The sequence below is a fragment of the Micropruina sp. genome (assembly GCF_047606365.1).
Taxonomy (GTDB): domain Bacteria; phylum Actinomycetota; class Actinomycetes; order Propionibacteriales; family Propionibacteriaceae; genus Micropruina.
The window spans coordinates 1-26,287 of the sequence record NZ_JASGEN010000074.1 but is presented as its reverse complement, the minus strand read 5'-3'; the positions used below and the strand labels follow the sequence as shown (position 1 = coordinate 26,287).

The window sequence follows — 26,287 nt, the reverse complement described above, 5'->3', positions numbered from 1 at the left end:
GCGATGATGAGGGCGAGCGCGAGAGCGACCGCCGTTCCCAGCAGCGCATCGAGGACCCACGGTGCCACGTGTCCGGTGCGGCGATCATCGCCCACCGTCCCGCGCACAGGCGCCGAAGATCGTTCAGCCATACCTCCAAAGGTTACGAGCAGAGCGGCCTCGCAGTCATGAGCCTCCGGGCGATGCCCAGTGTCGCTTCTCGACGTATAGAAGACGGGACAGGAGGCGACACAGGTCGAGAGCCGAGGCCGATGTGAGGACGAGAGCGCGTTTCTAGCGTTGCTGGCATGAACACCATCAAGTCACTTCAATGGCCTCTCATCGCTGGCCTCGGGGCGCTCGCGCTGGTCAGGCCGCTGGTCAACATCGTCGAGCATCAACTCGATGTCAGCGACCCTCCCGCCGTGCCAATCGTCATCACTCTCGTCATCTCCGCCGTCTGGATCGCAGTCGTCGGCCTGAGTAAGACCGCCCGTCCCGTGCTGACCCTGCTGTTCACCGGGCTCACCTACGCGGTTCTCTCCATCATCCTCAGCGGCATCCTCTCCCCGATCCTCACCGGAGAGCTTCAGGGCCCGCTCGCCATGCCCATCGCGATCATCCCGGTCCTGCTCACCAACGCGGTGTGGGGCCTGGCGGCCGGCGGACTGGCCCTTCTGGTCCAGCGTCTGCGCGGCGTCCGGTCGCGCGATGCCGTCGAGTCTCGCTGAGCCCCGCGCCCGTAGGGCAGAACATGACCAACACAGCCTCCAAGTCTGCCGACCCGCACGACTCCGATGAGCGCGCACGGAAGCCGACGAGGCACGCACCGATGCCGCCAGCCGAGAACTGAAGGCTCGGGTTCAGCGGCCGAGGCCGCCCGAGCCCGCACCGTTCGGCACGCCGGAGCAACCACCCGTGATCGGGTCGGCCTCGGCGGGGAACGCCCGACGAACGGCAACTCCCATGCGCAAGCTCGGCGTCGGGATACTCGGCTTGATCGGTGGGCTACTCGTTGGCCTCCTTGCCGTTTCATTGTGCCCAGCGATCCTCCGCTGCTCGTGGCGCTTCTTCTCGGCGCGGTCACTCTCACGCTCGCTGTCGCGGGCGTCGTCATCGACCACTGCTACCTCGTCCGTCGTGCTCGGAAGTCCCCAACCGACCGGCCCTAACTGTCCGCGCTTGCCTCCGTGGTCCAGGTCCGTGTGGGAGAGGCGATCAATGAAAGGAAATGCACATGCGAAAAGTTGGAATCGGCGCGCTCGGTGTCATCGGCGGGGTGTTGCTCGCCCTCATCGTTCAAGACCTCCTGGCGACCGCCTTCCTCAGCAACGGGACCATCCCGGTCGGCCTCGGCATCGTGCTGGGCTTTGTCATGCCTGCCTTCGCCGTTCTCGGGGCTGCGATCGCGGTCCTGGTCTACAACCGGAGTGCGAACGCAAGTCGGAGAAGGCCACCGATGAGTGCGTATGACCGCGGCGAGCTGTACCGCCGCGTGGTGCTGAAGATCGGTGGAGCGAGAGCTGTCTTCACTCGGCGGCGCCGAGGCACAAGGGATGACACTCTGGACCGTCAACGGACAACCGTTCAGCCCCGACACCATCGTTGCGCGGCCGCAGCTCGGAGCGACTCAGAAGTAGACCATCCGGGCGCAGAACGTCGAGCATCCCTTTCACACCCACCCTTGCCCCGTTCCAGGTCATCGGACGTGACGGCAACGACGACCCCGGCCGCCTCAACCAGCGTTGGAAAGACACCGTGAACCTCGACAACGGCGGCAGAAGCGGAACTGCTTGTCCGCTTCGACGGCTACCGCGGCAAGCACGTCTTCCACTGCCACAACCTCGAACACGAGGACATGACGAAGCCCAGGCGAGAAACCTGCTCTCACCTGGGCTTTTACGTCGGGCTGACAGGATTCGAACGAAAGCCCCAGCCACCGAAGGCCGGAACCCCCACTCACGATTGCCGCTCACGGGATGGCCACCGTCGCCGGGCGTCCAGATCGTGGAGAACCGCCAATGGTCAGACGCGACCACAGACCCGCTGTCGACATTGACCCCAAGTGGTAGGCCCGGCGCGGCGGCGAACATCTTGATTGACACCACGGCCCCGGGAAAGTCCATGGGCAAGAAGGGCGGCAGCCACGCACCCGTGTCAATCAAAGGCTCGTAAGGACTAAACGTGCGGCCGTCCGGACCGTTGTCGACGAATCTGTTGAAGTCACGGCGGATCGTCTCTAAGAGCTGCTCCGGCGTCATCGTGCCAGCGCCGGAACGCGGCAGGACATCCACACGAGCGGGGTAAAAGGCGAGGTTGATTGGACCTCGCGCATCCTCGATTGCGTGAATGATGCACCCACCAAAGAAGAAGAATCGCCCTTGCAGAGTCGCTTGCATAGCAACGGGCGGACGGGAGCTGATGAGCTCCTCCCACGCTCAAGGCCCGGAAAGGCGGGTGTGGGCACGGGCGGGCTGACGACCGGGGGCTGCCGGCGGCGTAAAGATCGTATTCAGACGCCCGTTGGTCCCCCGCCCGGTCACCCCGTCGTGGTGTGCGAGCCCCTGGCGGGATCGCGAGTTGTTGGTCAACCTTGAACTGAGCAACTGCCGCATATGTCTGGTCATCGTAGACCCGCGTCACTTTGACGTCGTACTTCAGATCCCTCAGCGCTCGCTGGATGGATGCGACGGTTTCTGGGTCGTTGGGTTCGTCGACGACCAGATTCCCATCCCCGTCGAATCCGTCTTTCGTCATGCGTCCATAAGCGAGACACTTCTCGAATTGCGGTAGTCCAGCAAAGCGCGGCGCAATAGTGCCACCCAACAAGCCCTTCCTCAAATCCGGTATGCGCAAAGCCGCACGACACGAGGTGTTAGCAGGCATCAACTACAGTCGCAAAATTCCTACCGATGCAACTACTGGCACGCCAACCCTGCACCCTCGCTGAATCAGCGGAACTCTTGGACACCGTCCAGCGAGGTCCTGGTCCGCACCGTGGAGACTGATGTGGCGTTCCAGGTCGGGCGGCGTGTGCACCTGCTCGGAGTCCGGAACAGCGGGATCCCGACGCCCCTGACCATCTCATGATCTCGCTGGTCGCGACCTCGGAGCGATACCCGATGGATTCGTAACTAACTCGACGCATCGCTCTCGACCAACGACGCAACAGCGGTTTCGGCGGGTCACTGTCGTCCCGACACGATCATAGCCTGATGCTCCGGGTCACCCACTCCGCCACTGCTGCGAACACGATGCCCAAGGGAACCAGCAGGAGCGCATACGCAGCACCCATGTCGCGGATCCAGATCAGGCTGTAGGTCCATGAACCAGGCAGCGCGCTGGTCCAGAGGGCGAAGGCGATCAACGTCAGTCCGATCCGTGCCAGCAGCCCGAGCAGCGAGGGTCGCTTGCCCTCATCGTGGGTGGTGGTGAAGGCACCCAGTGCCACGAGTGCCGCGGCGATCAGCGCCCCCGTGGCGAACCACGCGAAGGAGCCCGCATCGATTCGCTCCAGGAGTTGTTGGGGTGTCTCGTCGCCGGTCAGCGCACCTTGCGCGGCGCCAACACCGAGGATCGCCGCATAGAAGGTGATCGCCTCGCCGGGAATCCACTTGACGATCGTCGCGGGAGCCTTCGTGTCCGCCGTGCTTGAGCGCACGCGATTCTCCACGGTCGCAGTGTCGGAACCAATACTGAACGCGCTCACTGTGTCCCCCCGATCTTCGAGCACAGCGTGACAGAACACCTGCGACCTGGCAACGGTCTCCCCGATCCACCACGAAACGCGTGCGCGATTCCTCGGAGTTCGGCGCCAACCAAGTAGTTGACTACTCACGTCCCCGCAGACGCCAGCCCCTAGCCTGTCGCCGTCGGCGCCGTGCGTGGGCCGCACCGACCCAGGGCGGTGGTGCGGATGTCGGGTGTCAACGGATCGTCACAGCGAACGACCGCGGACCTCGGCGGAAGTCCCCGGACACACCACAAGGAGTGAGTCATGCTCAGTTCGAGAACATTCTCCGCCGACCCGCTCCTGCGGGCAATCGATGCGGACACGGACCGCATCTCGGAGACGCGGCACTCGCGAGACGCCGCCGTGGTCAAGGTCCAGCGCGCCCTCCTGCTCTGGGACGGCGGTTGTCTACCGAAGTCCGGCGCAGACGGCGTGTACGGCGACGAGACGGCCCGGGCCGTCGTGCGGTACAAGATCGAGGTGCTCTCGGTCTCCCCGCCGCAGGCGTTTCGCGACGTCGGCCCGCTGACCGTGCGCAGCCTCGATAAGCGACAGGCGGACTACGAGGCGACCATCGACCTGAACGCGCGCCGCGCGGTGATGGAGACCTGGCTCGGAGTCCCGATCCACGGATACTCGACGGATCCTGCCGATGGCACCGTCATCCCGCACGCCAGCGGCGAGTCGGCCCTGCGTGCGCTGAAAGCCGCAATCGATGCCTGCACAGGCCCCGAAGACCTGATCGTGCTCTCCGGCTGGTCGTTCAACAAGGACACCTCCTTAGAAGCCGGCACCTCGGTCGAGACCAGCCTGCGCGACGCATCGGCGCAAGGCGTCCCGATCCGGGCACTGTTCGCGCACGCTGGAACGATCTCGGTGCCGCTCATCGGCGACGTCTATCTGGCCGGAGGCAGCGACAACACGTGGGCTGTGCAGTTCATCCGCTCTCTTCCCACCGGCATCGCCATCCACGACGCGTGGGTGCTGCACGCCGACCTCGCCTTCGGCGCGCAGGCACAGACCGGCACGCATCACCAGAAGATCTGGGCCATCGCCCACGATGCCTCGCTCACCACGTTTGTCGGGGGGATCGACATCGATCGCACGCGATCTCCCCACGACCAGCCCGCAGGCGTCCTCCCGTGGCACGACGTGCAGTTGGAACTGCTCGGAGACCTGGCGACCGACGCGTACCGGGTCTTGATGGACCGCTGGAACTCACATCCTGCCAAACCAGCCGGCTCGGACCTGCCGTTTTTCCTTCCGCCGGGAACGGGCGGTGCCCAGCGGGGACGTACGCTCGCGACTTTCGGGGACCCCGCAGCCTTCGCCGGTCTGGCGGGACCGCCCTACCCCTTCGCCTCCCGAGGCAGCAAGGCGGTGCGCACGTACCTGTCGTACGCGATCTCCCGGGCGGAGCACTTCATCTACCTCGAGGACCAGTACCTGGTCGACGCGTCGATCGGCCGCGAACTCGCCGCCCGAATGCCCGCATTGGACGGCCTAGTGATCGTCATCCCGCCCGACAACGCTATCAACAGCGAGATGCACCAAGCAGGCCGACGTCGCCGCGACGTGCTCACGCCTCTGGCACCGTTCATGGACAAGGTCGCCGTGGTCTGGTCGGCGCAGTTCGTACATTCCAAGCTGTGGATCTTCGACGACGACCTCGCTGTCGTCGGATCCGCGAACTCCAACAGACGCGGGTACTCGCACGACTCGGAGGCGGACGTCGCTTTCGGGGACCTGATCGTCCCCGGTGCGGTGTCCGCGCTGCGCACGCAGCTGTGGACGCGGGCCCTCGGCCCGCTTGCCCCGACGGCCCTTTCGGCTCCTCTGTCGAGCGTGCCGATCTGGAAGAGCGCGACGTTCGCAGCAGGCGCCCACGTCGAGCAGTACGCTCCTGGCATCGACCCGGAGCCCGTCCCGGCTTGGGCCTCGCCTTTCGTCGGACCTGACGAGTTCTGGGACAGGGTCATCGACCCCCAGGTGCCGTGACCGCCGAAAGACGACCGCGATCCAAAGGTCGGCACTACTCGGCTATCCGCTTTCGAACACCTCGCGAATCTCGGTACGCCGCTCAACACCGAGCTTGCCCATCAGTCGGTACACATGCCCTTCGACCGTGCGCGCCGACACACCGAGCTGCTCTGCGATAGCTCGGTTGGCGAGCCCCCGGGTCACCAGGTCCGCGATCTCCCGTTCTCGCGGCGAGAGCACGACCTCGACGCGCGCTGTGGCAAGCACCGGGGTGCGCGCGCCTCCCGCAGCCGCCGCCAGCCGGGTCGCACGCTCCGCATGGAGCTGAGCACGCGCGGCGGCACCATTGCGACGCCAGCATTCGGCTGCCTGCGCCGCCATGTCTGCAGCGGCTACCAGATCGCCCTCGAGCTCTTCTTGACGGCTCGCCCGCACGAGTCCCTCTGCATCTGCATGGGTGAGGGCGACCGCATACATGCGCCAGCGACGTGGTCCGGGTGAGGATATCGAGCCTGTCACCTCGACGAGCCGCTCGGCGGCGGCGACGTCACCAAAGCGTGCCGCAACCTGGAGTGCCAACGCCTCGTGCCCGGTCGCTCCACGCTCTCCCGCAGCCGTCGCCGCCTTCGAGGCGGCGGCCACCGCTGCTCGTCGATCACCGGTCGCCGCCCTCGTCCACGCGTCGGCGAGCAGTTCCTCCGGTACCGACCACGCGAGCGATGGATGGCTCAGAGCTTTCGTCTCGGCCAACGCTTCAGCGGCCTCGCCAGCCTCGCCTCGCATCCCGAGAGCCTGGGTCAGGGACTGCATGCACCGAGTCACCAATCCGAGTCGACGCAACGGCTCCATGCCGGCTCGGGCTTCACGCAGCGATCGGATCGCGATGTCCAGTCGCCCGCGGTAGAAGGCCGCGGCACCGCGCAGGTACACACCGTGCGCGCCCGTCGGATCGGGAACACCTTCCACCTCCGCCTGTCGCTGCTCCGAGAGCGCGAGGATCTCGGGTCCGTACCCGGCCAGACGAAGCCCGAGCAGATGGGTGTCGGCGAAGCCGAACCGGGTGTTGGAGAGGTCGGATGCCTCCGACATCGCATACGCGCGTGCCAGAAGCGCATCCTGCGGGTTCACCAATCCACGTGGTCCGCATGCAGCGAGCCATGCCCACATCGCCATGTAGTCCCCGGCCGCGGAGCCTGTGCCGACATCGACGATCGCACGGATGTCCTCCGCAGACGGGATGACGGGCGCGCTGAAGACATCCACCAGCAATCGCATCGCAGCGATCGCCGGCGCTCCCTCCCCCGCATCCGGCTCGGCCAGGTCGAGTAGGCGTCGGGCTCCTCCGGGATCTTGACCCGGGAACAACATCGTTCCGGACCGGGCGATCATGATGGCAGCACGGGTCAGATCGTCGAGCCCCTCGAAGGTCAGTTCGGCGAACTCGCGCTCGGAGTCGGCGTCCCGGCCGAGGAAGGACAGCGTCGTAGCGCGAAGCAGTCGTGCCTCACGCCCGCCCCCACCGGCGATCGCCGCATCGGCGAGCCTCAGAGTCAGACCGAGATCGAAGGCGTTCTTGGCCCGATGCGCTGCGTGACACAGCAGATCAGGATCGCGTGGCATGTCCGCTCCGAGGTGCAGAATGCCGCGCCGCAGCGTCTCTGCCTCACCACGCCGTGCGAGCGCGCCCACCAGGTTGGCTCGCACGCGCCGCAGTGCCGACTGCGCCGCATCACGACGCACGACTTCGCCATACAGCGGATGCGCGAAGATGACGACCGGCATGATCTCGTGCTCCATGACGCGCACCAATCCCATGCGCTCCGCCGACTCGACCCCGTCCCTGCCCACGAGGTCGTGCACGATGTCGAGGTCGAGCGGCTCGCACACGGCGAGGTGCTCGACCACCTCGACAACCGTGCGATCGTCCACCCGGACGCGCGATCGCACGAGCTGCAGCAGTTCGTCGGGGGCGCCGGCCCCGTCACGCAATCGCCACACGCCTTCGACGCTCTGAAGCGTCCCCTCGTGCAGGCTCCCTTCCACGAACAGCCGCGTATACAGCGGGTTCCCTCTGGCCAGGGCGAAGATCCTATGGCTGACTGAGTCCGCAACCGGTCCCCCGAGGGCCGCCTCGATCATGCGATTCGATGTCGGACGATCCATCGGGGCGAGTTCGACGCGCTCCGCGATACCGTCCTTCCAGAGTGCCGTGACGGCGTCAGGCGGCGACTCGCCGTCACGAACCGTGACGACGATGCCCGCCACACGGGCCACAGCAGCCTGTAGGACCAGTGCGGCCGAATGCCGGTCGAGGTGATGCGCGTCGTCGATGACGACCGCGAGACCACGCTCAGAGCCGAACCTTGCCATCCGCTCGAGGATCGCTCTCGGCGACGGCCCGGTCGAGGCGAACTCATTCACGAGCACCGCCGAGAACGCACCGTACGGGATGTCACACGACGAGCGCGTCGCCAGCGCGAGCCAGGTGAGTGCACCGCGCGGACGCCCGGACCTAGTGGACTCGTGAGCGAGCCGAGTCTTCCCCGCTCCCGCTGCGCCGCGCACCACGACGCTGCGGCGCCTCGCGATCGCTTGCTGGATGCTTCGGAGCTCCGCCTCACGCCCTGTGATGGGCCACACAAGCGCAGGCTAGGGCCGAGGCGGTGAACCCGTCAACCCGCGCGCCCGGTAGAAAGGCGTGCCTCAGCCGGCTGTATCTGCGTCACGTCCAGACGATGGATGCGACGAGGCCGGCCAGGCCGCCGCCTTCCACCCGGCCTACCAGGTATCGCTGGCCGACCGGAATGTCGTCGGCCTGAGCCGTCACGTAGCGGACCTCCCCGACGAGCGCAGCATCCATCGTGCGCTGCAGGGTGCGCACGGTCGCGGCGGCCTCGGCATCCTCCGCGTGCTCGATCAGTCGCGCGAAGAACAGTTCGGCGGGCTCGATCGTGAGCGGGAGCTCCTCAGCCACGTCAGCGGCGTCACGGAACGAGTCCGCGTTGAGCGCCCGGGTCCGGTCGAACTCGACGTCGAACGGCGCGAACCATGCGTCAGCCTCGCTCCCTGGATGTTCAAGATCCTTGGCGAGTGCCGCGAACGCGGCGGAGAGGCGCCGCCGGAGCGGCTTTCGTGCGTACATGACTTCCTCCTCGATTCACCCTCATGCCAGCTCGCTGAGGGCGATGACTTCGGTGAACACGACACGCCCATCGAGCGCGTGCGCAGGCGCCGCCGCCGCGTATGACTCGAACTCGTCGACGACGATACGCCAGCGGTCCGCTTCCGCGGCCGACCCGCCGGTGTCGACAGCGATGCTCTCCCCCAGCGTTCCGTCCACGACGTGCACCGAACGCCACCCCTTCGCGCTCCCGACGGCGACGGACGCCGCCGACTCCGATGGCGCCAACGCGTCATCGAGACGCTCGACCGTGACGCGTATCGCGTTCGATCTGGGACCGACAGGCCCGGTTCCGACAACCGTGACGGTCACTGCGTCACCGGTTCGTTCGCAGGTCAGCGTGCGGTCGGGAAGCGTCTGGACCGGATCGGCGCGAGCAACCGTCGAGAACTCGAGGCCCGGAAGGCTTGAGGGCTGATAGGTGACGAATGCGAGGTCCACCATGGGGCGGTAGCCGGTCACCGACAACCCGATATCGGCGATCCAGCAGTCCTTCTCCTTCGCGGAGACTGGACTGTACCCGAGGATCTGCGCCGTCGCGGGCGATCCCGGGATCGGCGCCGCAAGCCGTGTGGAGTATCGCGAGAATGCATCCGCCGTGAGCTGTGACGGTCGGGGCGTGACCCAGACCGGATCGCGTGCGATTCGCGACCGCAAGGGCTCTGGCAACTCGGTGCCCTCGGCCACGATCGCCAGCTGCTCTCCAGCACCGCTCACGTGCCAGGGTTTCGCGATCGTACAGCGCAAGATGCTGCTCCGGCGCGTCCGGCGAAGCCACCCGGGACCACTCTCCGACTCCCATTGGAATGCCGGAGTGATGCGCACCACTTGCGGCGGAGGCGGCTGCGCGCTGCTGAGGACGTTGACGCCGTAGTCGGAGGAGAGCGCGAAGGAATCCGGTGGAAGCTGAGGGTCGAAGAATGAACGGAAGCGACTGACCGCAGTGAGCGAATAGGTGACCGCGCGATGGCGCGTGTCGGCGAACTCGTGGCGCATCTCGGGCAATACTGCGGCGTCGGCCATCATCTCCCACGCGCCGACCTGGTGGGTCGTCGGCACCCCGACTCCGTCACCGAACGGGTCCACCTCATCCCATTGCGCCTCGAGCAGGATCTGACCTGTGCTCGCCGCATGGAGGTTGCAGAGCTCATCGCCGCGGTCACTGGCAACGATGACGGCGGACGTGTCGCCGACCCCACGGGCGGCTGCCAGCGCACCCGCGGGGGGCGTGAGCGGGTGCTGCACCGCATGCACGCAGGTGAGTACTCTTGGCGGGCTCACCAGCGGGTGGCGGCCCGTGAGCACGAGGGCGCGCAGCTCTTCGAGCGAGAGTGCCGCGGGCATGTCCTCCTGCTCCAGCCACTGGTTCATGGCGAACTTCGCGATGGACCCCACGCTGCTCGACAGCGCTGTATCCAGGCGTTCTCCGGCCGAGAGCCGGACCTCGAGCGTCGTGGGATCCTCCCAGCTCACGACCGCATCGCCTTCTGCGCGCGGTTTGAGCCGGATGGTCTTGCCGGCGAAGTCCGGCCATCGACCCGCGGGAACCGCCCACGCCGCCGTGACCGCGCGCGGCACGGCCGGCGCACCGGGTGCCGCTCGACCGGCGACAGTGATCCCTTCGGCCGAGGGATCAGGGAGCCAGCTGTACCGTCCATCCAGCGAATAGGTGAGCGGCGTCGTCGCGCGCGCGAGACAGTCCGCGACAGCCGCATCGTCCAACGCGTCGAAAGCTCCCTCCACCTCACAGAGCGAGTACGCCGCCGACGGGGGCAGTAGCAGTCGGCTGTCGTTGCGCGGGTACGGCTGGGCGGCCGCGTATGCCAATGGATCCAGCGGTCCGGACGGGTTCCCCGGATCGCTTCGGATGACGAGGATGTTCTCCTGCCCGTTCGGCCCGATGACGGGGGTGGGATCGGGGATGAGGTGACCCGTGTCGTCGATTAGCCCGGGAGGCGCCGGCATCTCGGGGGGCAGTACCGGATCGTGGCGTCCATAGAAGACCGCCGGTGTGTCGGCTTCAGAGAGTTCCGGCTCGTCCAGCTCGAGGCCTCCTCCCGCGAAGTCGACCGCCCTCAACCGCATGCGATACGTCTTGCCGAACCGCAGCACCGGGAGATCTCGCGGCGCGAACTCCCACGTCAGCCACTGGCTCCGCCCCGTGGCACTGTCGGGTTCGCGGGCAGCGAGGACGGGCGAGCACACGAGGCTCCACCCGCCCCACCTCACCACCGTCTCATCGGCGACGAGAACCTCCTCACCGCCCTCTCCCGCGCCGAGCGACACGGCGCCTGATGTCACCTGCCCCTCTTCGACCTCCGGCGCACCGAGCTCCCATGAACCCCGGATGCGGTAGCTCGCATCGCGGCGGCAGGTCGGCATCCATGGACCATCGCCGGATCGCACGTCGACGCGCACACCCAACAGTAGGTCGTCGGCCCAGAACTCGAGCGTCGACGGAGCCCGGTCGGCATTGGAAAAGGAGGCGGATCGACGCTGCTCGAGCACCTCCGCCCTGTTCCTCCGCAACAGCGACAAGCCCGTAGAGGTGAGCGCAGGAAGGGAATCCACCGCTGCGCCGTCGTGGCCGACGGCATCGATCAGACGATTCGAAGCGGAAATCGCGTCGAAGGTGGCCATGCGCCACTTCTCGTTGTCGAGTGCGACCATTCCCCGGCGAATGTCAGAGCCGGGGCCGGGAGCCGGGAGGAACCGGCCGTCCACACGTTCGTAGTGCGTCATCGGCATCTGGATCATCGGCGCACCGGGCGGCAACGCGGTCCGGACCGATACGACGCCGGAACGCGGTACCGCCGACGGGTCGAGAAGGGCGCAGTCGAGGTCGAGGAGAAGACCCAGCGCACGAAGCACTCGCGGGTGTTGGCGAAAAAGAGCGACCAGTCGGTGGAAGTCCGGCTCGATGCCGACGTCCCGTGCGGGAGGAGACCCGCCGGCACCGCGCCGGCCTCCCCGAGCGCCGACGAGACGGGTAATCGCGGTGTTCGTTCTCGCCGCGTCCGGCATTCCCGCGTTTCGCGCCGCTGCGACGTACACGTCTCGTACCTCCTCGGACAGCGCCGACGTCTCGGTTAGCTCCAGTCGCGACGCAGCTGAGGTCCGTCGCGGCGGCCTCACCGGGACACCCTCGAACGCGGCCAACCATGCGGCAGAGTCTCCCGTGGATCGGGCGACCGCCGGGCAGGCCAGCCCGGGTTCTATGGGGGCTTTCGCAAACTCGACGCTGAAGCCGGTGTCCGCCATCGTCCGAGGCCAGTCGGCCAGCCCGGGCTGGTGAAGGACATCACCGTCGACGACATCCATGATCCGCGGCACGAGAAGCAGTCGCACCAGGACACCGGCGGGCGTCTCGCCGCCCGGGATCGCGATCGCTACGAACTCGTTCACGCGAACGCCCTCCGGTGGGACCGAACCGCATCGAGTTGGGAGGAGGAAGCTTCGCGGCCGGTTCCGGCGGCCAGTCGCGGCGGCTCGGGTGCAGGGTCGCCGCCGCTGATCACCCACTCTCCGCTGTCAAGCTCAAGAGTGTCGCTCCACAAGGTGAGGTCCAACTCGATGCACAGCGTCGCGCGCCCCACGAGCCGGTTCCCGGTCGTCTCGTATCCGAGTTCGACCAGCAGCTCCACCGACACCGACACCAGGCCGAGGACCTCAAGCGAGCCGCCGACCCGGATGAATCCGGTCAGCCTGGCCGCACCGTCGACCAGTTCATAGCGGATCCCACCGAGAATGTGCGCCTCTCCTTTTGCGATTCCGAAATTCACCGCTGCCATCGCACCGAACTCGAGGCAGATCTCGATGCGGCGCAGAGCTCCGGCCGCGAACTCGACGACCACGTAGCCGCCGCCCCCGAACAGAAGCACGCTCAGCGCGAACGGACGGTCCCTCGTCGCGAAGCCGAGAGCGATGACCAGTTCACCGCCGCGGAAAGGCACTGTGATCGCAGCGTTGAAGCTGATTCCGCGCAGGGAGAATGCGCCGGCCGCGACATCCGGCACGGGGAGGCTGTACCGGGCCATGATGCCATCGGCGGTCGTCTCGACCATGGGGAGCGCACCCCCGAGCCCCACCTTCTCCTGCAGACTCTGCAGCAGGTCGAGCTCACCATGGAACGCGGCGCGAAGGTTCGTGATGTCGACCACGGGGGCCATGCCAGAAACGTGCCGGTACTCCACGCGCTCCAGCTGCAGTTCCAGGAGCGGGTGCGCGGGCGGCAAGCTGATCGAGATCTCGCTGACCGTGCAGATGACCTCCGATCTGGAATCTGCCGCCACGTTTGTTGGTACGCTCACCGCCGAGTGACTCCGCACCGCCGGCAACGCGACGCCAACCGTTGCCCGCAAGCGGAAGCTCGGAGCTGGACGATGGGGGATGGCACGCAGGACGGGCACGGCTTCTAGTCGGTCGACGTGCCATTCGACCGTGGTCGAGAGACGACCGCTGCCGTCTGTGACCGACGTGATGGAGGGAGGAACTCCCACTGCGGGGAGGAGATCGCGTAGTCGTACCCCGAGCAGGGTCGCCGCCTCATCCACCATCTCCCTCGGGTTGGATGCCGCGAACGCAGCGGCGTTCACGAGACCGAACTCGCGCGAGATCGCCGTGGCCGACAGCGAGGGAGTGACCAGTCCACCGACCCGATCCGCCTGCTGAGCGAAATCCACCGCCAAGCCTTGGCCATGCGGCAGCTCCAGCGCGATCGCGACCTCCCGGCTCACTCGTTCGAACGCCTCCGAATATGAGAGCAGGGTCGTGTACGTGTCCTTCGCCGCGGGGAGGAACGCCCGCAGCTCGGGCAGCTCGACATCGACGGCCCAGCCGGTCGCCGCCTCAGGCGTCAGGTCAGCACTCACCCCCAGCCGCGCACGGAACGACCGCCCCTCCGGGATGCCGCTCAGTTGCAGCCGCCGCACGATCTGGACGTCGCCCGGCTTCGGGTGTGTCGAGCGCACCACATCGATCGGAATCGATCCGGCGTCCACGACACCGTACTGGCGCGCCGCGTACAGGTCGGTGAGCGTCGCTTCCAGGGTCGGATGTGTCAGGGTGTCGAGATCCTGGAGCGTCCCACTGTCACGCAAGTCCTGATCGGCGACGAAGATGACCGGGATGCCGACCGACAGCGACGTCGTCGGCGTTGTGAATGAGACCGGGACGCGCAGCGGTGAACCGGCGACATGCGGCACGAAATACCATGGGACCTCTTCAGCGGTCGCCTCCATGACTGCGGCGATCTGCTCCTCGAGCTGATCGATCCGCTCCACCAACGACAGGATCGTTTCGGCGAGTTCCCGCTGTTCCTCGGCAAGAGACCAATCTCCGCCGTCGGCGAGCGCCTCGATATCAGGGGAGCCTCCCACCCGATCTCCGGGCATGTCAGGAAGGTCATCAAGCCGCTGGTGCACGAGATCGAGCTCGGCACCCAACTCGGCCGGGACACGCGGCTCTCGAGTGAGATAGCTCCACGCACCCGGATGATTCCGCTGGTCGGGGTCATCGAGTCCGTCGAACGAGGGCGAGCCGATCGTCACAGCATCGAACGGCAGCAGGCGCGCGATCATGGGGTCGGCGGATTCACGCCGGGTCGCTTCGGAGATCAGCAGGATCGATCTCTGGTTCAGGGCGGCGATCGGACCGTCCGGCGAGTCGATCATGGTGCGCTCGGCGATTTCGACGTACTCGGCGGCGTGCCCGGTCGGGTAGAGAACGCCACGCAGACTGGTTCGCACGGACATGTCCCGTCCGAGCGCGGTTCGGTGGTCCCACTCGAAGCTCGTCCATCGTCCGCGAACGATCAGGTCGGCGCCGAGCGTGCTCAACCGAAGCCGTTCCGCGGAGACCGACGAGTCGTGTGCGGCGATGAGGCGACGAAATGCGATGCCGAGCGCCTCACCGATCTGCGGCTCGGTCAGCGCCGAGACGGGATGCAGGAACGGATGCGGCTGTGCGACCACGAGAGCCGTCCACAGGCCCACGACACCATCGCTCTCGATGGGCGAGGCATCGACCGAGAGCGTCGCACCGTCGACGATCTCGGATCGCAGGCCCGCCGGCAACTCGATCACAGCCCCCGGGGCGATCGCGCTCGCCTCCGCAGCCTCGAGGACGTCGGCTGTGACGACCCGTTCGGGAGCCGGCGCCTGGAGGACGATCGCGCTCGGACCCGACAGGGCGGATTGCCACAGCGGCACGTCATCGAGCCAGGTCGACGGGATGGCTGTCGTCGGACTCGCGTTGACCGCCTCGGCGACGTGCTGCGGCGGGAACGTGAGCGCAAGATGCCGTTCGGGGTCGGTCTCCCCCACACCGAGAACAAGAAGATCCCGCGGTCGTCGGATCAGGTGCGTGACAGGAGGAAGGGGACCACCCGAGACCGGCACCTCCGGTTCGTCTGCGAGCCTCGGGAGGTACGTCAACGCGCTCCACTCCGGGCCGAACAGCGCTACCTGCCCGGCATCGGCCCACCCGAGATACACGTCCGGTTCCCCACGCAGCGCCGTCAGACCGCGAGAGATACGCCCGATCACCGATGTTCGTCGCCACTCATTGTTGGTCAGGTCTAGGGGTCCAAGAGTGCCGTCCCAGTGCCAGCGTTCGACATCCCCGCCCTTGCGCGTCACGACCAAGTCGAGCTGCTGGCCGGCTCCGGTCACCCAGAGCTGACCGACGAATGGACCGCCGATGATCGGGTCCGGTCCGTACCAGGTACCGTGGTGCCAATCCCAGGGCTTCCCTGGCGTGTACCAGCGGGTGTCACCCGACCAGCCCCAATGCCAGATGTCGCCGGACACCATCAGCGAAAACACGTCCAGGCGGTTCGCGCGTGGCGCGATCACGATCGGACGGCCGACGCATCCTGATCCCTCGAGTTCCTTCACAGCCCAGCGATCACCCGGATGCCAGAACCCTTCCGCACGGAGACCCCCCATCCCGTTCGGCGCGATGTACGACAAGGTTTCACCGGTGGCGTCGACGATGCACGGGGAGCCTGACACCACACCGGTGTCGGTCGGGCCACCCCAGACTCCTGACTCGATCCACCAGTGGCGCACAGCACCGCTCACCGTGCGCGCCACCACGTCGATCCGCCCTGGTCTGCTCACCACGGCCTCGGGATCGTACGCACATCGCCGCCCTGAAACATCGGGATCGGGTCCTGCCATTCGGCCGGACGCGGTGTCCCAGGACCAATGCAGCAATCGGCTCCCCGCACCGAGGGCGAACACGTCCAGGCTGCCTGGCTGCGATGAGACCGCGACCGGATCGCCGCGCAGCACCGCTCCCAGTCGTGCGATGCCTGCTTCGGGTCCCGACCACCAATGAAGCAGGGAGTCGTCCGCATCCCGGGCGAAGAAGTGATCCCTGCCGTCCATCACAACCGCCGAGATCGTGCCCGGCCTTCCGTCGAACGTCATCGCAGGTCCAGCACCTTCTGAGCGATGAGCAACTCGTAAGCCATGCGAAGCCCCTGACCGATGCGCGTTATACGCACTATCTCCGACGCACGGCCGGATGACATAGGTAGCGGGCTACTCGTTCGGATCACTCCACGGTCGAGGTCGCCCGTCTCAGACGAGCCGCACCGCGAACCGTAGGCGGCGACGAGCGTGTCGCCGGTCAGCAGAGTGAATCCATCGGTACGTGCTTGCGCGACGAGGATCCGGTCGAAGGGATCGCGGTGCAACGGCGGCAGATCGCTGACGACGGCACCGTGCTCACCGCTCACGGCGACCTCCGCATAGCCGTTCTCGAGCAACCCCGGCGAAGCGCTCGCGGGTCGGCGTCGAAGTCTGCCCGGCCCAGCAAAGCCTTGATGCTCACCTCCCAGATGCTTGCCACGCTGAAGACGAGTACGCTCGATTCGCGCTCGATCTCCGGTCAAGTCCCTAAACCCATCCTGATCGGCGCGAGTGTGGCCGTGGTCGACACGATCCTGGGTATACTGGTCGAAGTCTTCCGGGGACGGAACGGTGAGCGTCAGCAAACCGCTAGTTGACGTCGGGAGGCCATGGCCAAGGTCACGCATGAGTTCCTGGAAGCTGCCTTAGCCATCGCTGGCGAATCAGGAAACGCTCGCCGGCTCCGCTTGGACGGCAAGCCACTGGAAGCCACGCAGCCCTTCCTGGATACCTGCCGTGCCCACCACCGCACCATGACCAACGCACTGTCGGCACTGCGACTGGTCGCACCCGATGCCGTCGTGCGGCGTGCGAAGCCACGCACGACTCCAACCACACGCTGATCAACAGCGCCATGGGCGGGGGTGATGCTCCTATGTCCGTGGCGTGCATGGCAAGTCTTGCGCGCTCTCCCCACGTCATTCGGTGTTGACCTGAAAGTGTCGCAGGCGTTTCGGGGCACGCCAATACGTATGTTTGCCCAGGCTGCCACTCGTGAATGGCCATCTCGTGGCCCAGATCGAAGGTGGAGTGCCAGGTTCGCTGAATAGGTTGAGCGTCTCCTCATGCACGCTGAATCCCATGGCCCCCTTCGTGAGGGCTCGGGTGGGCACGCGATGGTGAACTTGAGCGCCGGTGATGAACTGCTCACAAACAATGAAGCCGGCGACCAGCCCTCCGGTTCGCGGCGGTCCGCCCGGCCCGCGCGTAGCACGCTACCCCGGCGATGTCGCGGACGAACATGTGGCTTGCGGGGCCCGGCCCACGCGTAGCACGCTACCCCGCCCATGCTGGGCGTCGCACACGCTCACCCCAGCTCCCACACGATTTCAGCGCGCCGCACCCTTCCGTTTCGAACGGTGTGATTCCTCTGCGAGGGCTCGTCGGATCCGGTGGACCTGGGCAGTCAACCGGGCCGCCTGCACCTGCCTACCACCTGGGCAATTTTACGCCCTTGCCGTTGGATCTTCGAGCACCTAAGCATTATTTGCACGATTCCTGCAGCCCGCCTTGACTCATCAGATTCACGCTACAAAGGAGACAAAAGTGAGCCTCCCAGACGACATCGCAGGGAAGGTTGCCACGCTCTTGGCCATGGGCGCAACCTTGGGCGAACCACAGGGCATCGTCCGATTCTACAATGAGGGAGCGTATCTCGTCTACGACTGGGGCATCATTACCGCCCATCCCGTCGCGGGCGTCAGATTCCTAAACGGACACATTTTGGATTGGTATCTCCACAACTATGGCGGCCCATCGGGAAAGCTCGGGTACCCCACAACTGACCAGTTCATCGATCCGCAAACCCCCGCAAAGCAGTTCGCTCGCTTCCAGTGGGAGAGGGCATGCCTGTCCCATCACCCCCAAATGGGCGCGCACCTCACTTGCGGGGCGATCGGTGACTACTACTTCAATGCGATGGGCGGGCCGAATGGACAATTGGGCTACGCAACGGCCGACGAGTTTCCAGATGGAGCGGTAGGTCGTACGAGCACGTTCGAACGCGGTTGCCTATACTGGGAGATGGGCGCGGGCGTGCTGGAGTTCAGCAACTCACAGATTCCCTCAGCAGGAAACTGGCCGGGAGTGCCTAAGGCGGAACGGCTGCGGCACGTGGTCGAACAACTCCACCACCGCCACGCTCTTTCGGTGTCGGGCGCTTGCGCGGCAGCGGGCAACTTCTGGCACGAATCTGCACTAATTCCCAATCGGATTGAAGGTTCGGCGCCTGACACACCTATGCGAGCCAGGAACAAGAGCGGCGCGATGGCTGATTTCACCGCTGAGCAGATTCGTACACGAAGTAACCCCGACGCGCCTTCTCTCGGCGGCGTGGGCTTGGTTCAGTGGACATACCCAACACGACGATCCGCCTTATACGACCATTCCTATCAGGGAATAGAACATGCGGAGAACATTATCTATTGCCTAGACGCGCAGCTGGACTTTGCTGTTGCTGAGCTACAGAGCCAACATGCACTCTGGAACGAACTCGTCAGTCCCCGGATCTCACTCCAGGCACTCACCGACAAGGTTGCCTGGGAGTATGAGCGCCCGAAACCGATTGCAGACGCAATCGGAGGCTTGGTTCCTCGCGATCACCCATCAGTGCTGGCCGAACTTTCCAGGCGTCGGATCGCGGCTGATGAGGCCAAGATTGCTTCGCAACTCTAGCTTCAGCGGATGGCGTCGGCCCCAGGCGATCCTCCCATGGATGTTGTCCTCCCCGGTCCGGGGACCGGTGCTGACCCGGATGATGGCGTTGTCATCGGGCGCCGTAACCCGAAGCGTCGACGCTGCAGCCAAGGCTCCGGACCGGCTGGGCAATGTCCGTACGTGATCGGTAGTGGCAATCTTGCGCATTGCTGGCCTGATTGTCGCACGCCTAGCCTCACCATGTCCCATGGAGGAAGGAATACTCGTCGGCCACCGGGGAGTGAATCGCCCCGGGTTGTCCGGAGACTTCATTAGTTGGAAGAGGATGAAGTCGTGGCACGTCCTAGTAAGTATCCCCGGGAGTTGCGTGAGCGCGCGGTGAGGGTAGTGACCGAGTCGATGGCGCAGGGTGAGTACTCCAGCGAGTTCGAGGCGATGCGCACGATCGCTGGGCAGCTCGGTATCGGTTCGCCCGAGACGCTGCGTAAGTGGGTCCGGCAGGCCGAGGTTGATGGCGGTGATCGGCCGGGGAAGACCACTGAGGAGCTGGCCGAGATCCGGGAGTTGAAGAAGGAGGTCGCCGAGTTGCGGCGGGCCAACCAGATCCTCAAGAGTGCGTCGGCTTTCTTCGCGGCGGAGCTCGACCGCCAACCCAGGTACTGATCGCGTTCATCGACGAACACCGCAACGACCTGGTCGAGGGGCCAAGGGCCGGCCGCCGTCGAAGCGGGCACTACGCGACGCCGAGGTCACCGACCTGATCCGGATCGCGCGGAAGCATCGGTTCGTGGCCCGGTTCGGTGCCCGCAAGATGTGGCTCCATCTGCGCCGTGGTGGCCATGACGTGGCCCGCTGCACGGTGGAACGGCTGATGACAGCCAACGGCTGGGCGGGCGCGGTGCGGGGCAAGCGAGTGCGGACCACGATCGGTGACCCACGTGACCAGCGGCCGCGGGACCTGGTCGACCGGGACTTCACCGCTGTCGCGCCGAACCGGCTCTGGGTTGCCGACTTCACCTACGTCGCGACCTGGTCCGGCACGGTCTACGTCGCCTTCGTCATCGACGTGTTCTCCCGCCGGATCGTCGGCTGGCGCGCCACCACCACCATGACCACCGAACTCGTCCTGGACTGCCTGGAGCATGCCGTGTGGTCCCGCAGCCAAGACGGTGTCAGCGACCTGACCGGACTGGTGCACCACACCGATTATGCCGAGGAAATCACTAGGCCGAGGATTCTGGTGTTTGGGCTTGCTGTGGCGTAGGAAGGCGGGGCCTGTATCGGATTAGTCCAGGGTTGGTACAACACCAGCAGCCAACCGTTCAACTGGACCTCGAACCCGTCCCCAACTCAACGACTACCTCAACCGGCTCGTAGCATGAACGCCAACGAACTAACGAACATGGCCACTAGTCATGGCAGATCCGCTGGAGGACAAGTACACCCAATTGGTGGCACAGGGCTGGAGCGCCGCCCCGCCCGAGCCGTACCAGGGCCTGCCAGTTGGCGGCGGGCGGGGCGTCTGGTTCGGCTGGACCACGGCCTCCGGCGTGCCCGTGGCGATCTACCGGAGCGTGGTGACCGGGCCGGTCCCGCGCGATGCCGGGATCGCAGTGGTCGCGTCAGATCCCGACCCGGGCGTTCGCTGATTGGGACGATACCGAGCCAGGGTTCGCCGAGATTGAACCGCGGCACCCAACCCAACCCGTCCGGCCCGAGATCCCGTGGCCCGATCGAGGCGACCCATCCATTTATTCTGCGTCACTTCCGTGAGAGTATTCGCTATGGCCACATTGGAAGAACTCTTGGCTGCAATGGCGGCGATTGAGCCACTGGTCGCGCCACTCGCCCCGGTGACCGGCATTGATGTCGGCGTTCGCGATGAGGAGGTGCCCAACGCAGAGGACCTGGCCATCCGGGTCTTCGTGTCGAGCCTCGGCGAGGCTCCCGGCGTGGAAGCTCTGGTAGCCGCAACCGCAGCGGCCTTCGGTGTGCCGCTCGTGGTGCTGCGGCGCTCATTCTCCCCGACCTCGCTTCCTGACACCTCGATCCACAGGCCAGTCGAGGGCGGCGTCTCCGTCAGCGCCGCTCGCTTCCTCGGCTCCCCCAGCGGGATCCCCGTCGGCACCCTAGGCGCGATAGCCAGAACCACGCGAACCCCGACCCCGCTGATCGTCGGTCTCTCCAACTATCACGTCCTGTGTCACGATGCGAACCGTCAGTTTGGCGACGAAATCATCCAGCCAGAACCGTTGCCCTTGCTCGGCCGGGTACCGAACGATCATCTCGGCCAATTGGTAAGTTGGGCCTTCCCCGAGATGGTCTACGCCGGGACAACGGACGCCGCAATTTGCACAATCGAGCCCCCGTTCCTTCCTATCATCGCCGACCTCGGCCCGACGGGGGGCACGACCACGCCGAAAATCGCAATGCTCGTCACGAAACGCGGACGGACTACAGGGCAGACATTCGGCTTCATTTCCGGGATAGGCGGCACCTACTGGCCGGACTACCCGACACTGCCGCCAGTCACCTCGACGATCTCTGGAAGTCAGACCACATTGCGTGAGATGCGCGACCAGATTCAAGTGCACATCGACTTCCCGCAATCGATCGTCTTCCTTGAGTCAGGCGACTCGGGCTCGGTACTCCTGGAGAGCGGCACCAACCGGATCGTGGGCTTGCTCTTCGCAAGCGGCGTCGACGAGCCAGGCGAACCTATCAAGTACGCCCTCGCCAACCGCATATCGACGGTTGAGGCCGACCTCGGAATCACGCTGACGCTGTAGCTCAGCTCAGCTCGGCTTCGCCTGTCGGCAAGAAGGCACACGCAGGAGGCGTCGAGCGCCGCATCTTGGCGAGGCCCGCCAACTAGGACCCGCATCGGGGAGCGGACCTTTCGTGCTAATACGCCAAGTTATCTGAACTTATCTGAACCGCCCGAGACGGTGCCTGACCGGCCACCCAGGCCCGAGCGCCGAGAGCTTCCCACCAATAGCGCCGTTTGAGAACTTTCACGACCTCGTTACACTCTTGGCAGAGACTTAGGCACCTGCCCAGCTCACTGTCAATTGCAGCGTCAAGACTCCCTCTTGAGGGACCGATCGCAACATGAAGCCTTGGAGTTGGCAACCATGCTAAGGGCAATTCTGCCTGGTTCGATTGACCATCTAGAAAGTAACCATCCAGCCTTCACGCCGTGCTGCTAGCCTGGTGTAGGCCACCCCATGCACCTTCAGGTCGACAGTGTTCAGAATCGTGATCGCGCCGCCTTGATTGCTGAGCGGCGCCTTTCCCTCCAGCCGGACCACCAATGTCTGGCCCGGGTTCAGGACCACCCCAGGAACGGGGGCACGGTCCTTCAACTTGTTCAGAATCGTCCAACCCGTCAGATCGACATCGTCTGCCGACGCATTGATCAGGAGCACCCATTCCTCCTCAGGCGTACCGGTGGGGTTAACGCTAGCCGCCAGAATCCGCACTCTCGCGAAGAAGCTCTCAACCGCGGGGCCACCGCCGATCGGGTCACCGGTCGCGTCGTCGGTATGCCAGGCCTGCCCCTGAAAAGCCAGCAGCACCGCAACCCATCGATTCTCCGAAGGGAAATGGAACAACAGTCCGCCGTCCTGCCAAACACCGTTGTCCTTGGCGAACTCGGCACCGTTGCCCTGGTTCATATGAATATCGTGCACACCCACACCCGGGCTGAATCCGAAGATCTTGTCCGGCTTATCCGGCTCAGGACCCCACCGTTCTCCGAACGCAAACACTCGCGCGCCTGGATCCGCCTTAGCACGAGACACGAAATGATCGAAGACATCGGCCAGGTCGTTGTCCGGTCCCTCCTGATGAGGAGGAAGCACCCGCATCTGGCCCCTATCGAGAAGGTTCCCACGGATGTAGTCGAGGCTTCCGCTGCCCGGCCTGGACTCGAGCAGGTGCCACCCCAATCCCAACTGCCCGACGGTATCGGTCAGCGGATGGTGGAAGTCGTCGTCGAGCAAGTAGAGCAACTCAGACGGCGACTCGGCGGACAAAACATTGATAGCGATCCGATAGTCCGCCCCGGTTTCGTCTCGAACATGCACCTGATAGTGGGGCGAATCACCGGACTCCTCGCGACGGCTGTCCACCACCCGAGCCACGAGCACACCATAAGGATGAATGGGCATCGTTCGGCCCCCTCTCTCCCCCGGCCCAGCATATCGGGTGTCCCCACTGAGGTTGACCCGGCGATCACGGATTAGGGGCGTGCCGCTGTCCGCCGATGGCCATAGTGACCTGGCGCAACGTGCCTCACGCCGAGTTCGCGAGTGGTGGTCGCCGGGGAGCCGTCACCCTGGGCTGCACCCCCTTGGGATGGACGCCAACGGCAACGCGGTCGTGGGCGCATGGGCTGGACCCAAACCGAAGGAGAGCAAGGAGGACAAGGAGAACGAGAAGGGCGAGCCAGAGACGAGCACCACAGACTTCAACAAATCTCTGCCGGAGAAGAACATCGAGATACTGAAGGAATCCGAAAGCCCGTTCAAGAGGATCGAAACCACTGACCTTGTCGCGCCGGCAGGGTGGCCCGGCCGCGCTGACAGCGATGGGGCCGAGGTCCTTGTCCCCGTGGGCAGGACCTTCATCCGCGCCGAGGAACGACCCACCGTTGTCGCCCGGATCGTCGCCGATCCGGACGACAACTGAAACGGGGCCGACCCAACCCCGCGCAAGGCAGGCGTCACAGGCCGCCCCGGCACCAACTCAGCGGTGCCAGGATGGCGGGATCGCGATGTGGTCGACCAGCACGACGCGGGCCGTAAGTTCGCGGCGTTGGCTATCGCTCCCGTCCCCGGGCACGGCCAGTTCGGCTCCGAGGTCTCGCAGTCCTTCTGTTTCCAGTATCTGCACTCGCAAGGGCCGACCCGTCGCCGGCAGGTCGATCCTCACGCTGGGCCCATTGCACTCGCCCGACGCCACGTGTCCCGGTACCTGGCGCCAACCCGGAACATCCTCCCCTGCACCGTCGAGCAGGACGAAACCATCCGTCTCCGCACCCGGCCGACCGGTCCACTCCTGGAGTTCGACATCGATACGGTTGGCTGGCTGCGGGCTCACACCGTCGACGTCCACCGCCACTGAACCGTTGAAGTCCTCCAGGTGGATCGACCGGTCGGGCAGCACCTGCACCAACTCGACCGTCACGATTGGAGAGAGTTCGAAGCCGGGAAGGCTGTCCGGTTGGTAGCGCGCGACCGCCAGCCTGATGAAGGGACGGTAGGCCCGCACGTCGTCAGGCAGGTCAAGTTCGACGTCCGCCCACCACCGTTCGCCGTCGAACCGGACCGGCGCGGGCACGACGGTCACCGCCCCGACACCGGGCACCTCGAGTTCGACGGCGTCACCCACGAACCACGAAGGCGGGGGGCGAGGGTCGATCCGCTCCGACGCCAGGACCGGATCGCCAGCAAGTTCGGTGACGGCCACGCCGGGAGCCGACGGCGCCACGATCAGCGCGAGGCACTCCCCCGCCCCTGTCAGGTGCCAGGGGCGCGCTAGTTCCAGGGAGATCCGGTTCGACCTGCGCCAATGGTCGACCGCACCCGTTGACTCATCGATCTCCCACTCGAAGGACGGCACTGCGCCGAGCACCGTGAGTGGGGGCGGAGCCTGCGTCGACGGCATGACGACGACGGCCTGTTCCGCACTTGCCTGGAACGCTGAATCCGGCTCGTCGGGATGGAAGTAGGACCGGAAGCGGGTGAACCCCGTCACCGTGTACCGAATGTCCCGGTGCTTCGTGTCGCCGAACTCGTGGCGGAAGCGCAGATCGGGTGGCTCATCGCGATCGAGTTCCTGGGCGTGCACCAGCGGTCGGGAGGCGACGGACATGCGTTCGTCGTCCCACTCGTCCCAATCAGCAGAAACCTCAAGCCGGCCCGTGCTCTCCAGACTCAGTCCGCCCGCCTTGAAGCCGGTGTCCACCGCGCCTCCGGTGTCACCCGCAACGCGCCGCACCTCAGGGGGTTGCCACACCGGGTCGAGCAACGGACGGCGGACCGCGTGCACCACATGCACCGTCACGGGGGGCGACAGCATCGGGTGCCGGCCGGTTTCGAGCTTTGACGCTGTGACGTCGTGTTCGTCGACATCGAGGGTGTCGGCGATCAGCCATTCGTAGACGGCGAAGTCCTTCAGGTAGTTGCGCGGGCTGCGCGGCACCGTGGAGGACAGGTCCACGTCGGCCTCGGTCGCCTGGGCAAGGTGGATACGCAGATGCTCGGCCGACTCCCAGTCGAAGGAGAGGGGTAGGCCCCCGACCGGAGAGTCTCCCAGCGCAACAGCCTTCTGGCTGAGATCCGGCCAGTCACCCCAGACGTGCCCGGCCCAGAGGGGATCGGCGTCTCCCCCAGGGTCGAAGCTGACAGCGACCCCCTCGGCGGCTGGGTCAGGAAGGGCGACCGCTGTCGACTCGCCGTCACTGGCAACGATCGCGCGGCGCGCGAGCTCCCAACTCTCGGCGTCATCCAGCCCGTCAAACACCCCGTGCTGCTCGATGAGTTCGAAGGTCACGGTCGGTGGAAACAGCAGGCACTGGTCCTCAGCGGCATAGCGAGGCTCACTGGCACGGAACTGCGCTGCTGTGATCCCGCGGTCACTGCGAATGACCAGCCGGTCGACGGCCGCGCCCGGAAGCGGGGCCGCGTCCAGGTCGAGCCTCGGCGGCAGCACCGGCTCGACTCGGCGGTACATGATTTCATCCGTCGCACCGGCGTCGCCGGCATCCTCAGGGCGAGGCCCGCCGCCGGCGATGTCCGCCACCCGGATGCGCAGTTGGTACGCGTGCCCGAACCGCAGCCGCGGCAGCGAGCCCGCGGGCACGCCGAACCGCCATCTCAACTCGTACGGCGCTCGTCGTTCTGGCGGCAGGCTGAACGGATCCGTCGGCGACTCCACGATAACCGGGCGATCCACCGCGAGACTCCACCCGTCCCACCGCACCACGATCTCGCCCGCACGGAGGATGCCATCCTCCCCCCGAACCGCGGCCAGGTGTTTCACATGGCCTTCCTCCACGCGGTCGCTGCCCTCCCCGAGTGGCACCCTCCCCCCGGTCGCGCCCACCGCCCAATACTCCGCCTCACGTTGGCATACCGAGTGCCACACGTTCTCGCGAGTGTCCCGGATGTCGACCCGGTAACCGAGCACGAGCTCCTCGGCCGACAGCGTTGAGGTTGACCCCGTAGCCCGGACACCGTCTTGGCGGGTTCCCTTGTCAGGGACCGCTGGAGAGGATGTCCCTGATGGGATCGACGAAGAAGCGGAAGAGCTATACCCCGGAGTATCGGCGTGAGG

Annotated in this window: 18 protein-coding genes; 10 read left to right on the top strand and 8 right to left on the bottom strand. The window is 65.8% G+C overall.

Features of this window, described 5'->3' with window-relative positions; all coding sequences use genetic code 11:
- The first annotated feature begins 287 nt into the window (after nucleotides 1–287).
- Nucleotides 288–710, top strand: a complete 423-nt coding sequence (locus tag QM624_RS08625) for a hypothetical protein (RefSeq protein ID WP_415090817.1) — start codon at nucleotides 288–290, stop codon at nucleotides 708–710.
- Between the two features lie 1,492 nt (nucleotides 711–2,202).
- Here the strand turns inward: QM624_RS08625 and QM624_RS08620 are convergent.
- Complete coding sequence (locus QM624_RS08620; RefSeq protein WP_415090815.1) at nucleotides 2,203–2,736, bottom strand: peptidoglycan-binding protein; 534 nt, start codon at nucleotides 2,734–2,736, stop codon at nucleotides 2,203–2,205.
- 448 nt (nucleotides 2,737–3,184) lie between these two features.
- Nucleotides 3,185–3,688, bottom strand: coding sequence for a hypothetical protein (locus QM624_RS08615; protein ID WP_415090813.1), 504 nt, complete (start codon nucleotides 3,686–3,688; stop codon nucleotides 3,185–3,187).
- Between the two features lie 288 nt (nucleotides 3,689–3,976).
- Between QM624_RS08615 and QM624_RS08610 the strand changes: the two genes are divergently transcribed.
- Nucleotides 3,977–5,710: a phospholipase D-like domain-containing protein gene (locus QM624_RS08610; RefSeq protein WP_415090811.1), complete on the top strand. Its 1,734-nt coding sequence runs from the start codon at nucleotides 3,977–3,979 to the stop codon at nucleotides 5,708–5,710.
- 42 nt (nucleotides 5,711–5,752) lie between these two features.
- Here QM624_RS08610 and QM624_RS08605 read toward each other — a convergent pair whose 3' ends face one another.
- The 4 genes from QM624_RS08605 to QM624_RS08590 form a co-directional block, all read right to left on the bottom strand.
- Complete coding sequence (locus QM624_RS08605; RefSeq protein ID WP_415090809.1) at nucleotides 5,753–8,332, bottom strand: LuxR C-terminal-related transcriptional regulator; 2,580 nt, start codon at nucleotides 8,330–8,332, stop codon at nucleotides 5,753–5,755.
- 82 nt (nucleotides 8,333–8,414) lie between these two features.
- Nucleotides 8,415–8,834: a hypothetical protein gene (locus QM624_RS08600; protein WP_415090807.1), complete on the bottom strand. Its 420-nt coding sequence runs from the start codon at nucleotides 8,832–8,834 to the stop codon at nucleotides 8,415–8,417.
- A gap of 21 nt (nucleotides 8,835–8,855) precedes the next feature.
- Entirely contained in the window at nucleotides 8,856–12,278 is a 3,423-nt protein-coding gene (locus QM624_RS08595; protein WP_415090804.1) for a hypothetical protein, read from the bottom strand.
- Nucleotides 12,275–16,306, bottom strand: a complete 4,032-nt coding sequence (locus QM624_RS08590; RefSeq protein WP_415090802.1) for a hypothetical protein — start codon at nucleotides 16,304–16,306, stop codon at nucleotides 12,275–12,277. Before QM624_RS08590 ends, QM624_RS08595 begins: the two co-directional genes overlap by 4 nt.
- Before the next feature lie 230 nt (nucleotides 16,307–16,536).
- Between QM624_RS08590 and QM624_RS08585 the strand changes: the two genes are divergently transcribed.
- The 7 genes from QM624_RS08585 (at nucleotide 16,537) to QM624_RS08555 (ending at nucleotide 21,735) form a co-directional block, all read left to right on the top strand.
- Nucleotides 16,537–16,887: a hypothetical protein gene (locus QM624_RS08585; RefSeq protein WP_415090800.1), complete on the top strand. Its 351-nt coding sequence runs from the start codon at nucleotides 16,537–16,539 to the stop codon at nucleotides 16,885–16,887.
- Nucleotides 16,888–16,899: 12 nt separating this feature from the next.
- Nucleotides 16,900–17,133, top strand: coding sequence for a hypothetical protein (locus QM624_RS08580; protein ID WP_415090798.1), 234 nt, complete (start codon nucleotides 16,900–16,902; stop codon nucleotides 17,131–17,133).
- 703 nt (nucleotides 17,134–17,836) lie between these two features.
- Nucleotides 17,837–18,964 carry a phage tail tip lysozyme gene (locus QM624_RS08575; protein WP_415090796.1) on the top strand — a complete coding sequence of 376 codons (1,128 nt, stop codon included), beginning with the start codon at nucleotides 17,837–17,839 and terminating at the stop codon, nucleotides 18,962–18,964.
- Between the two features lie 315 nt (nucleotides 18,965–19,279).
- The gene (locus QM624_RS08570; RefSeq protein ID WP_415090794.1) at nucleotides 19,280–19,609 is read left to right on the top strand and encodes a transposase; all 330 of its coding nucleotides are present in this window, start codon (nucleotides 19,280–19,282) and stop codon (nucleotides 19,607–19,609) included.
- The gene (locus QM624_RS08565) at nucleotides 19,560–20,210 is read left to right on the top strand and encodes a DDE-type integrase/transposase/recombinase (protein ID WP_415090791.1); all 651 of its coding nucleotides are present in this window, start codon (nucleotides 19,560–19,562) and stop codon (nucleotides 20,208–20,210) included. Before QM624_RS08570 ends, QM624_RS08565 begins: the two co-directional genes overlap by 50 nt.
- A 151-nt stretch (nucleotides 20,211–20,361) precedes the next feature.
- Nucleotides 20,362–20,595, top strand: coding sequence for a hypothetical protein (locus QM624_RS08560; RefSeq protein ID WP_415090789.1), 234 nt, complete (start codon nucleotides 20,362–20,364; stop codon nucleotides 20,593–20,595).
- 135 nt (nucleotides 20,596–20,730) lie between these two features.
- Nucleotides 20,731–21,735 carry a hypothetical protein gene (locus tag QM624_RS08555; protein WP_415090787.1) on the top strand — a complete coding sequence of 335 codons (1,005 nt, stop codon included), beginning with the start codon at nucleotides 20,731–20,733 and terminating at the stop codon, nucleotides 21,733–21,735.
- 381 nt (nucleotides 21,736–22,116) lie between these two features.
- On the opposite strand, the gene QM624_RS08550 is transcribed toward QM624_RS08555, so the two are convergent.
- Nucleotides 22,117–23,118 carry a DUF2278 family protein gene (locus tag QM624_RS08550; RefSeq protein WP_415090784.1) on the bottom strand — a complete coding sequence of 334 codons (1,002 nt, stop codon included), beginning with the start codon at nucleotides 23,116–23,118 and terminating at the stop codon, nucleotides 22,117–22,119.
- Between the two features lie 187 nt (nucleotides 23,119–23,305).
- Between QM624_RS08550 and QM624_RS08545 the strand changes: the two genes are divergently transcribed.
- Complete coding sequence (locus QM624_RS08545; RefSeq protein ID WP_415090782.1) at nucleotides 23,306–23,638, top strand: hypothetical protein; 333 nt, start codon at nucleotides 23,306–23,308, stop codon at nucleotides 23,636–23,638.
- Between the two features lie 57 nt (nucleotides 23,639–23,695).
- On the opposite strand, the gene QM624_RS08540 is transcribed toward QM624_RS08545, so the two are convergent.
- Nucleotides 23,696–25,993 (bottom strand): hypothetical protein, encoded by a 2,298-nt coding sequence (locus QM624_RS08540; protein WP_415090780.1) that lies wholly within the window; start codon nucleotides 25,991–25,993, stop codon nucleotides 23,696–23,698.
- Nucleotides 25,994–26,287: the final 294 nt, after the last annotated feature.